General features: G+C 51.2%; 6 protein-coding genes. All 6 read right to left on the reverse strand.

Features of this window, described 5'->3' with window-relative positions; genetic code table 11:
* Window position 1: 1 nt before the first annotated feature.
* Window positions 2–1,387 carry a hypothetical protein gene (locus tag ACT3R4_RS17715; RefSeq protein ID WP_496201270.1) on the reverse strand — a complete coding sequence of 462 codons (1,386 nt, stop codon included), beginning with the start codon at window positions 1,385–1,387 and terminating at the stop codon, window positions 2–4.
* 322 nt (window positions 1,388–1,709) lie between these two features.
* The gene (gene brxL / locus ACT3R4_RS17720) at window positions 1,710–3,788 is read right to left on the reverse strand and encodes a protease Lon-related BREX system protein BrxL (RefSeq protein ID WP_496201269.1); all 2,079 of its coding nucleotides are present in this window, start codon (window positions 3,786–3,788) and stop codon (window positions 1,710–1,712) included.
* Between the two features lie 96 nt (window positions 3,789–3,884).
* Entirely contained in the window at window positions 3,885–6,515 is a 2,631-nt protein-coding gene (gene pglZ, locus ACT3R4_RS17725; RefSeq protein ID WP_496201268.1) for a BREX-1 system phosphatase PglZ type A, read from the reverse strand.
* Between the two features lie 28 nt (window positions 6,516–6,543).
* Window positions 6,544–7,146, reverse strand: a complete 603-nt coding sequence (locus ACT3R4_RS17730) for an SLATT domain-containing protein (RefSeq protein ID WP_496201267.1) — start codon at window positions 7,144–7,146, stop codon at window positions 6,544–6,546.
* Between the two features lie 121 nt (window positions 7,147–7,267).
* Window positions 7,268–7,900, reverse strand: a complete 633-nt coding sequence (locus tag ACT3R4_RS17735; protein WP_496201266.1) for a hypothetical protein — start codon at window positions 7,898–7,900, stop codon at window positions 7,268–7,270.
* Complete coding sequence (pglX, locus tag ACT3R4_RS17740) at window positions 7,900–9,816, reverse strand: BREX-1 system adenine-specific DNA-methyltransferase PglX (protein WP_496201265.1); 1,917 nt, start codon at window positions 9,814–9,816, stop codon at window positions 7,900–7,902. The genes ACT3R4_RS17735 and pglX overlap by 1 nt, the downstream gene beginning before the upstream one ends.
* Between the last annotated feature and the right edge of the window lie 100 nt (window positions 9,817–9,916).

Consider the following 9,916-nt stretch of genomic DNA (forward strand, 5'->3'; position numbering starts at 1 on the left):
CTTATGCGTAATCAGGATCACTTTTATCGAACAATTCACGCACTGATAATGCTGCAATAGCACCTGCCTTGCCATGAGTGCAATTGATTAAAGAAGCTGCCCGATTACCAATAAGAGCTAATGTTTCCGCTAAGCCCTCACGCAAATTGCCAGAATGCGGCAACACCTTTCCGTGGATGGCAGCAGCGTATCGCTCTTCACCAAGCAACTCAAACGAGGGATCATCAATTCTGAGAACCTTTAGTGCAACAGCTTTGAAAGTATCCAAGTGATCGTCAAAAAGCCTGCTTCCTAACTCTTGCCAGGATTTCAAACGATCTTTGAAACCCCATAAACCATTTTTATAAGACAACGGACAATCATGAACATGCAAGGTCTCTCGCAGATCAACTATCCAGTTGTTGTAGTCCTCGCCAACTATCTGCGAAACAATCGCAATGTCTGCCTCATTGCTTTCTTTCCAACTACCGATTAAATTTGCAACCGCCAGCTTTTGAGCAGATGAGTGCTGATTCCAATCAGTTGCAACTGAATGTACCTCACTGTCACCTTCTACTTCTTCCTTGGCAAGCTCTTTAGGTATATGTGTGATCTCACGCTCTCTGAAATGCTCGACCAAATCATCTGGTAGAGTATCAAGTGTGATTGTTCCCGCCTGTTGATTAAAGTTTTGTACCTCATTGACTATCTGGCACCAAATTTTATCAGGGATAGCTTTATTGAACTGAGCAATGTGCGAATTCAGCAGTGATGAAATGACACTTCCCTTTTTTGCAAGGTCATAACCGAGAAGATGAAAATGTTTAAGGAACTCGTATAAATCCTGTTCTTCAACATCACTGCCGTTGTTGGCGACTTTGAGCTGTTCTTTAAAGGCTACCAGTTTATTCCTGACATTATCTGAGCAAAAATTAGCCCGACTTACTTGGGTTATAAATTCATTAGCGTCGCGCGTATGGCGGGCTTGTTCTAATAGCCCATTAACACCATCGGTATCGGTGGCATTGATTGGACCTGTAATTAGAGCAATGACGTCCTTTCCTTTAGTAAAGACACCCGGATTGTTAAAGTCATTCCAAGCCGCTTGAATAACCTCGGAAAATAATTTGTTCTTGGTGGTGATTGCTATCGAGTTTTTTACCTGCCCAAGTAACCGACGGCGATCATTGTTTACTGGGTTTTCAACGAAAACTATCAGATCATCTGTGCCATAGCCTGCTACTGAGCCCTGTAGTTTTATTTCTACGATTGGCCATGAGGGTAGGCAAGGGGCGTATCCACCACTTAACATTAAAGTAACAAATGTGGCCTGGATATTGGCCTCAAACCTGGCGCCACCACTGCCTGTTGAAAAAGGATTACTGAGTTGCTTTCCATCCGTTGCCATTTATTGAAATAATCCCTTTTATCTTGTTTTATTTGTTTGGTTTAGCATAATTTATTTGTATCAGTGAGGCTCGATTTCTGCCGTATAACAGCTGTATTATATAGCATGCTTGATATTCCACTTGAACGAGCACGCGCGTTCAAGAATGTTATGCTACGCGCTAGCAGCTCACCTAAGCCATTGAAATAACAGAATATTAAATCTTGCTCGGCTACATAACACCAATCGCCGCGCATGCAGCATAACACCGGTGAACATGCTGACTGCCTTTGCCGGCACTTCCGCTTTGGGTCGAAAGCAGCCCAAATAAAGCTGGTGAAGATCACTCCACCCCCAGTGCTTTCACCACGGCATCCACCGGTTCGGCGTAGAAGCTGGTCTGGAACTTGGTAAACAGTTCGGCGGGGATGGTGGCAATATCCGCAGCGCTGGCCATGGGCAATGTGACGCGCTTGCCACCGGCGTCGAATGCTACTTGCAGGCATTCAGCGAGGCTTTCCACGGCCTTGAGGCTACCGCCCAGGCTCATGTCGCCTAGCACGACCATCTGGCTTTGGGTGGGCTTGCCCAGCAGCCCCGAAGAAAACGCCACCAGGCTGGCTAGGGCAAGATCACTCAGTGTGCCGGTATTCTGCAGGTCGATCACATGCAGGTGGAAGTCATGTTCCAGTACCTTGCCTGAACCGCTGATGCGGCTGGCGTTGGCCTTGAAGTAGTCAAACGCCATCTTGACCTGTTCCTTGGCGGCGGTGGAACTGCCCAAGCCAGACATGGCGAGTTTGCCGCTTCCGGCCGTTACCTGTAGCTCGATGCGGTAGACTCCGGGCATGCCTTTGTCACTCAACCCGATAGTGTGCACCACGCCGGGCTTACCCTGTCCTTCGGGGATCAGCCCGCCGCCTCCTTGCTCCTTCACTGAAACAAAGTGCTCTTCCAGAGTTTCTTTGTCGATGTAGCTGAAGTGCACATCGTAAAACTCCATGCCGCCGATCTTTTTGAGCTGTTCTTTAATGCGGCGACGCACCTGCAGGGCATATTCTAGCGCCTGGCGAACATCGTCTTTCTGATACTCGCCGTGAGGGAACAGCAGCTTGAGCAGGCCAGAGACCGTTTTGCGCACCGCGATCACATCGCGCTGGTTAAGGTTATCGCCCAAGCGGTAGCACTGATCGATAGCATCGGCGAAGCTGCGCTTACGCATCTCGCGGAAGAACTCGGCCAGGTAATCGACGATGAAACCGTAGCGCTGGGTAAAGTAAGACGGCCGCATCTTGGGGATTTCCCAGCCCGGAATGTAGGCGTGGAAGCGGTCGAAGAAAGCCGCGTCGATCATGGCGTCAGGAAACGGCACCAACAGATGGCTAGTTTTCACCAGCGACTCAACGCTCTGGTTGATATTGCCAACAAACACCATCGAGGCCGAGGCTTCCATCTGCTCACGGCCCCGAGCGAATGAGCCGGAGGCCATGTAGTCCTTCATGATCTGCACGCCGTCCTTGTCCTTGAACGAGATGCCGGCCACTTCATCGAAGGCCACCAGATCCCACATGCCGACCAGACCGATACGCCGCGAACTCATGTTGTAGAACAGGTTGGCGACGGTGGTCTGCCCGCCGGACACCAGAATGCTGTTGGGCGAGCATTCCTTATAGATATGGCTCTTGCCGGTACCGCGAGGTCCCAGCTCGCAAACGTTGTAGTTGTTCTCAACAAAAGGAATCATCCGGGCCAGCAGGTGCCATTGCACGTCGGCGTCCAACTCGGCCGGCTCCATGCCGATGGAGCGCATCAACACCTCGCGCCACTGTTCGGTAGTGAACCCGCGCCGCCCCTCAAACAGCTCGTCCATGTTCATGTGCGGCATCTGGATCGGCTTGAGCTGGCTGACGCCAAACGGTGAGCCCGACTGGCCCTCTTCGTGGTAGTAGCTCAGGGTGGCAATCACCCAGATACCGCCCACCAGCAGCTTCTCGTGCGCCTTAACGATACCTGCTGAGATTTCGGCGTCCTTTATGCCTAAGTTGCTGAACACCGCCTCATAGCGATCTTTCTTCTCGTTCAAGCGTACTGTAACTCGATCGATCACCTTGAAGCTGCCGCGTTCGCGAACCAGCGACTTGATCTTCTCGGCCTCGTCGGGGCGAACGTAGTTATCGGTGAGTATTTTCTTGACGTTTTCCAGGCCTTCACTGATCACTTCCACATCGTCAGACGCGCAGTACATGCCAAGTAGATACTCCAGCACATACACCGGCACGTTAGCGCCTTCTTTGACCCGCTGAGTCAGATCCTTGCGCACCACACGCCCAGCGAAGTGGGTATTGAGCAGATCATCAAGATCGCTCTCTTGCTCGGCGGGCGAGGAAGTTTCAGTCTGTGGTTCACTGTTGGCACTGAACATCACGCTACACTCTCCAGAAATATTCTTATCACCGAGCCTGCATACGGCTCACGCAAGATAACAGTACCGATCGCCGACAGTGGTCTGGCTTGCGGCTTAAAAGAAATCATCAGTAAACGCCAGGTCGATGACCACGCGGTAGCGTTCCAGCTCGGTGCCCAGGTCCTTGTCGCGCAGTACTAGGAAGTAGTCGCGCTTGCGGTCAAAGTCGGTGCCGGAGAGCGACAGTCGTACGGCTTTGGTGCGCTCGTTCATGGTGTCGCTGGCACTGTCGAAGGTGACGGTTTCTTCGCTGGAGACGGCTTTGTTGCCTTCAAAAATCGCCACGGCTAGGGTAACAGGCAGCAGCTGCTCGCTGACGGCTTCGGTCTGCAGCAGGTCGAAGCGCTGGATGTTGTTGACCATCTTCAGCGAGGCCTTGGGCGAAATCACGTCGACCTTGCGGCGGGTGCGCCTTTCAACTTTTTCACCGCGCAGCTGTTTGACGGTGAGTACAGGCACGGCGATTTCCTGGGGCATGATGCCGCCATGCACAAAACGTGCGCCGCCCACAAAGTGAAAGCGGTGGGCTCCCTTGGGAATCCAGAACTCGGTGTTGCAAGCGGTACCGGCGGTGTTGCGGGTATGGCCGTGCCATACGCTGGCGTTGTCCGGAAGATTGGACCCCAGCACATAGCGTTTCTTGCTCTTGAACGCGCCACTGGGCTTTTCACTCAGGCTGGTGCGGTCCGTATCGTCCAGCTTGCTGCGCTGGTACAGGAAGCCATGGTCAGCGGTGACCAGCACGGTGCTGGTGTTGAAATGCATAAGCACCTTGCGGGTCAGCGAGTCGAGGTCCTCAATGGCATCTTCCACCGCAGCAAACGTCTCGCTCTCGGTGCTGGCGGTATCTCCCCGGGCATCCACTACGTTGTGGTAGACATACACCAGCTGCATGCCCTTGAGTGCCTCGCGGCCTTGATCCCGCGACCAGCCCTTGAGTTGTTCCGCAGTAACGGCCATGGCCTGGCCGTTCAGAGCGCTGCTCAGGCACTGGCTACGATTGGCGGTGCCCTGGCTGGATTGACCATCCACCAGCACGCTGTCGCTACCCGGTTGATAGCTCAGTTCATGATGCGGCAGCAACGAGGCCATGCCTAAGGTGGTGTAGCTGGGCACCACACCCAGCTGGCTGCCCAGGGTGGCCTCGCTGTAGCGTTTGGCGTTAATGCGTTCGCGCAGTTCTTCGGCGGCTTCAAAGCGGAAGGCATCGCTGATGATGACCACCAGGCGCTTGTTGCGGTGGGCGTCCAAGTGCGGACTGACCACATCGCGGAAGAAATGCTGCTGGTTGGGGATGTGCGACAGCGTCCAGTCATCCAGACGGCCTTCTGCGTCGACCCGCTCGCTCCAGTTGCGCGTCAGCTGGCCGAGAAACCATTCGTCGTAGCAGTGCTCAACCGCCTCGTCGAGCCGTTTGAGCAGCTCAACGCCAGTGCTGTCTGACGCCACGGCATAATGGCGGTACGCCGTATCGAAACGGTACAGCTCACTGCAATAGGCGCGATACAGCGCATCAACGCTCGGATAATGAAAACCATCACGGTGCTGCTGGCGCAGAGCAAACAGGTCGATGGCGGCACTTAGCGCGGCGTAGAGCTGGCGATAGCGAAGGCGGCGTTCATCATTCTTGTGCCGCGAGGCCCAGTAACCGTCCAGGCGGCTGGCGATAATGCCGCGAAACATTTCCAGGTCGCGCCCATCGGCATCAGGAATGGCCTGGCACAGCTCAACGATAATCCGCTTTTCAACCACCTCGAAGGTGGCCACCTGAGCCAGCTGCTCCAACGAAACGTCACGAATCCTGTCCTCAATACGCAGCGCCACGGCCACCCAGCCAGAGATCACATCAAACGCTGGATAGAAACGCGAACTGTCTCGCCAGCGTGACAGCAATGCCCGTGACGTAGCCCGCGCATTTACCGAGGCAATGGCGTGGTTCTTGGCCCACTCGGGAATATCCGCAATGCTCTCGCAGTAGCCGGTGGCCAACAGGCGCAACATCAGCTGGCCAAATGCCAAGGGGGCTTCACCGCTGAGCTCAGCCTCAGTGGCGGGATAGCCGACCTCCAGCTGCAGCGCTCGAATAAGGCTCGGCACCAAGCCGTACCTGGCCATCGTCTCAAGTGACGCGGGGTTGTTCTCCAACCCGGTATCTTCGGCTACGGCATCGTTGGCCAGATGGAACAACAGCGTGCCGATATCTGTGGAGGGCGCACCTACTACGGCAGCGCACATGGCCAGATCCAGACCGTCTTCATCCAGCTCTGGGGTCACTAACCGCTTGAGCGCCGCGATGCGCGCCTTTGCGTTCAGAAATGCTTCGCGCTGGGCCAGATGTTCGCGCAACGCATGACGACTCAGCCCCAGTTCGTTGAAGATCATCGAGATCTGGTCGGCATAGAAACGCCCAGAATACAGCTTGATGTCCAGCAGCCAGTCGTCTTCCGGTGCCGGCTCGGCGTGGGGGAAATACAGCAGCGTCGGCGTTTGTGGCTCGTCCAGCTCTAAGCGCAGCTTCACGCCAAAGGTCGACTGCCCGGCCATGTTGATCGTCTGTACGCCGTCCAGCGCCAGGTCATCCAGTGCATCAGCGAAATGCCCCGGCGCGTCGTACCAGAAGACTAAGCGATGACCATCAGTGATAAAGGTCTGCTGCAGACCGCTTTGCAGTTGCTGTGTATCCACTCAAAACACCGTTAAGAATTATGAATTATCAGCCCATTTCTTCATGATACACGCCATAGAAAACCCATATGACCAACAAGAATATTGATATAAAAACCATCCAATACCAAAAAAACTCTGATATAAAAAGCTTCAATGAATAATACTTTTTTTCCATTCCTTGAGAGCTGGAAACCAGATAATCAATTTGATCATGAACTATATTTCCATTGAGTATCTTTGCATATTCTTCACTTTTTTCACCATATACTTCTTCCCTTGACTTACCATCTCCGGACTCATTTTCTAACAGTGGCCTAAAAGAAATTCTCAAATCACTAATAGCCATAGCTTGCTTTCTGTAGCCTTCAGCTTTAACACCAAACCCACTTTTATGAACCAAGACTGAAAACGCCAAGGCAAACACTGACATTGATGTTATTGAAAACCCAACAAATCTATTATAGTCATTGATGAAAACATTGTCATCATACAATTGAGACATCATTGAAACGATAATCAAGCCAAAAGACAAGGTTGTCATCGCCATGAGCGATAGGTTGTCATGCTTTTTCATTCTTCGGCTGGCATGAAAACAGCTTTCCTTAGTAAATCCTGTTCGTCTATAAAGATCTTCTAGCTGGGATTTCAATTTAAAAATCACTCAAAATAAAAAACCTCGTGACTAACAGTTTATTAGCCACACTTAAATTCCACTGGAAAGGGAGTCGACAACCACCGGCCCAATGAAAACCTTCTTCCATATTGCTCGACTAAGAGGTAACTTTTATCGCAAGATCAACATACTCTCTTATCTCAGCAATATCTTTTTCGACCTGAGAAAAAATATCTTCCATTTGTGGCATTGTTTTTTCAATCATTGTTGATAACGCAGCAAGACTGGCGAAGTGAGCATTTTCCACATCCTCTGCTTTCCCCCAAGAGCTGCTATAGACTTCGTAACCATCTATCTCCGATTCTTGATAGTAAGGATACGCCGCCCGGTACCAGGTATCATATTTTTTTGATAGACCGCTAGAGACATAAAGCTTGTTCATCTCTATCACCTTTCTACACCTTTCAAAGTAACCGTGAAACCTACCTGTGACACTTTCAAAATCATCGGACACCTCTGGCTCATGACTTTCATTTCTGTATCTAGTAAATTCATTTTTTATTTTTGAAAGCTCAGTATAAACTTCGATTTTCTTTGAGAACACCTTCGCCAATGCAGGTTGAGAAATAGAGTTCAAGTGTTGTAACCCAACAAGGTCTTTCTGAACACTAGATTTTAATATCTCTAAGTCTTTGCTGAACCAAGCCTTAACCCAATGCTTTGCAACAAAAGGAAGCAGAGATATAACCGCCAGTACCAAAAGGCTGACAACGTTTAAAATTCCTTGCATCATTTCACACCCGCAACCTGCTTCACCTCAGCCAACAAATCTCCAAACTTCCCATAGTTCACCTTCACTCCATCATCCAGATCCAGTGAGATTCGTTGGTCGGCGTAGTGGCGGAGTTTTTCGTCGAAGGCGTTGAGTTCGGTTTGCTGTTTGTAGAGTTTGCTCAGCTCTTTCTCGATGCGCTTGGCTTCGGCGGCGGAGGCGCTGGTGTCTTTGTCTTGCTCTAGCCGTTCGGCGTGGCCGGCGAGGCGGTCGATAAGTGGGATGACGTAGTCGGTGCGCATCTCGGCCAGGGTGCTTTCGTTGTAGCGGTGCAGATAAACCAGGCATTCAAAGGCTTTTTGCTTGCCTGAGGAAAACAGCCAGTAGATGGGGCGTTTCTTGTAGGTGCGCAGGTGGTCTTTGAAGAACTGGGTGCTGAGATAGCGGCGGATGGTGTCCAGCGCACTTTCACCTTTGCGTGGTTTGATGGCGTGCAGGCAGAGGCTTTCAGCGACGAAGTCGAGGTTTTCCTGCAGGTGCTCCTCGCCCCAGACGATGCGCACGAAGTCGCGGAAGCGATTGGTGGCGTCGTCGGGGAACCACTCCTGATCGGTGAGCGGGATGATAGCGTTTTTATCCGGCGCGAAGCTGGGCGCGGGGATCTGTTGTAAATAATCGCTAACGGTTTCGCCTTGGCTGGCGAGAACCAGGCCGAGCTTGTCTAGTGAATAACGGCCCATCATGCAGCCAATGGCGTAGCTGACCAGCTCCTTGAGGGTGTCGCATTGGAGCAGGGTTTCCAGCTCTTCCTCCGAGCGGTTGCCGCCGTAGCGATAATGGGGGTTGCAGGTGAGAGTAATCTCGCTTAACGGCACTTTAGGGGGCAGCTCGTCTTGCAGTCCGTAGGCGTCGATGAGGATAAGGTTGTTCTCTTCTTCCAGGCGCTGTATCTCTAGCGTCATATCCTGCCAGTAGTTGCTGAGGTGTCGATAGGAGGTTTTCAAAGTTACTTGGTAGTAGCCTAGGTCTAATAGCGGAAAACTAGAAAAGTCCCACGATTGCTCGTAAGAATCCCAGTCATTTTTTGAGATTCTCACACATCCCTTGGCGAGAGTTTGATATTCTTCGGATGATTTATATAATTTATAAGATAGAGGTATTTTTTGTATTTCATTAACATTAACAGTTAATGTTGGGTTAATGAACTCTACCACTTTATGTGACAAGTTGCTATTCAGAAGAGAAAGGGCAGAATATAAGTTTAGTGGCTCTATAACAAAACCAGACGACCCCCTTCCATCAAAAAGAAATCCAGAAGGCATATGGCGAAAAGCATTTTTTGAAGAAGTGACATCTGTCCATGTAACACCCTCTTTAAATATAAAGTTAAGGTTATAGTTATGAGACCTTATCTTTCCTGTTTCACGACCAAAGTTCTGAATTTCGTAACCATCTTTTTCCCAGTTTACTACCAGCCAGTTATTACCATACCACTTTCTAAACTCTCCACCCTTTTGATATGGAAACCATTTTCCTCCAGAGTTATTCGCTGATTCTCTTGTATGATTAAAACCTATTTTATCAAAGGAGACTTCATGCCAATATCGACAAAACCTTTCATTGCTTGCTGTTGACATGCCAAGCCGAGTATGAAAAAAACTTCCTAAAGGCGGCTCGTTTTCAAAAATCTTAATTATGGCCTGAATCCGTGATGCCGGCGTCGACACTTTCCCTATCGCCGTCAGCGAGCATTTTTTGACCTCCGATTCCGTCTCAACCGCCGAATGCATCTCTGCCATGGCCAACCATAGCGGCATCGGCCGGCGACGATGACCCGTTTGCTCATGCATTGCTACCCGCCGGGTACGGTGATGCTGGCTGCCGGTGACCGTCAGCCCTCTGCGTGGTGCCTTTGTCCGACAGACGATCAGCATGGCGTGCCTCGCGGATAGCGCAGGCGGCTTCGCAGGGTGTTCAACACCGTCATGCGTCCGATGTCCTGCCCGAAGTCGAGGATGATCTGCCGCGCCTTTT

Origin of the sequence: Halomonas sp. AOP7-E1-9, from assembly GCF_052376035.1 — a bacterium.
Classification (GTDB): domain Bacteria; phylum Pseudomonadota; class Gammaproteobacteria; order Pseudomonadales; family Halomonadaceae; genus Vreelandella; species Vreelandella citrativorans.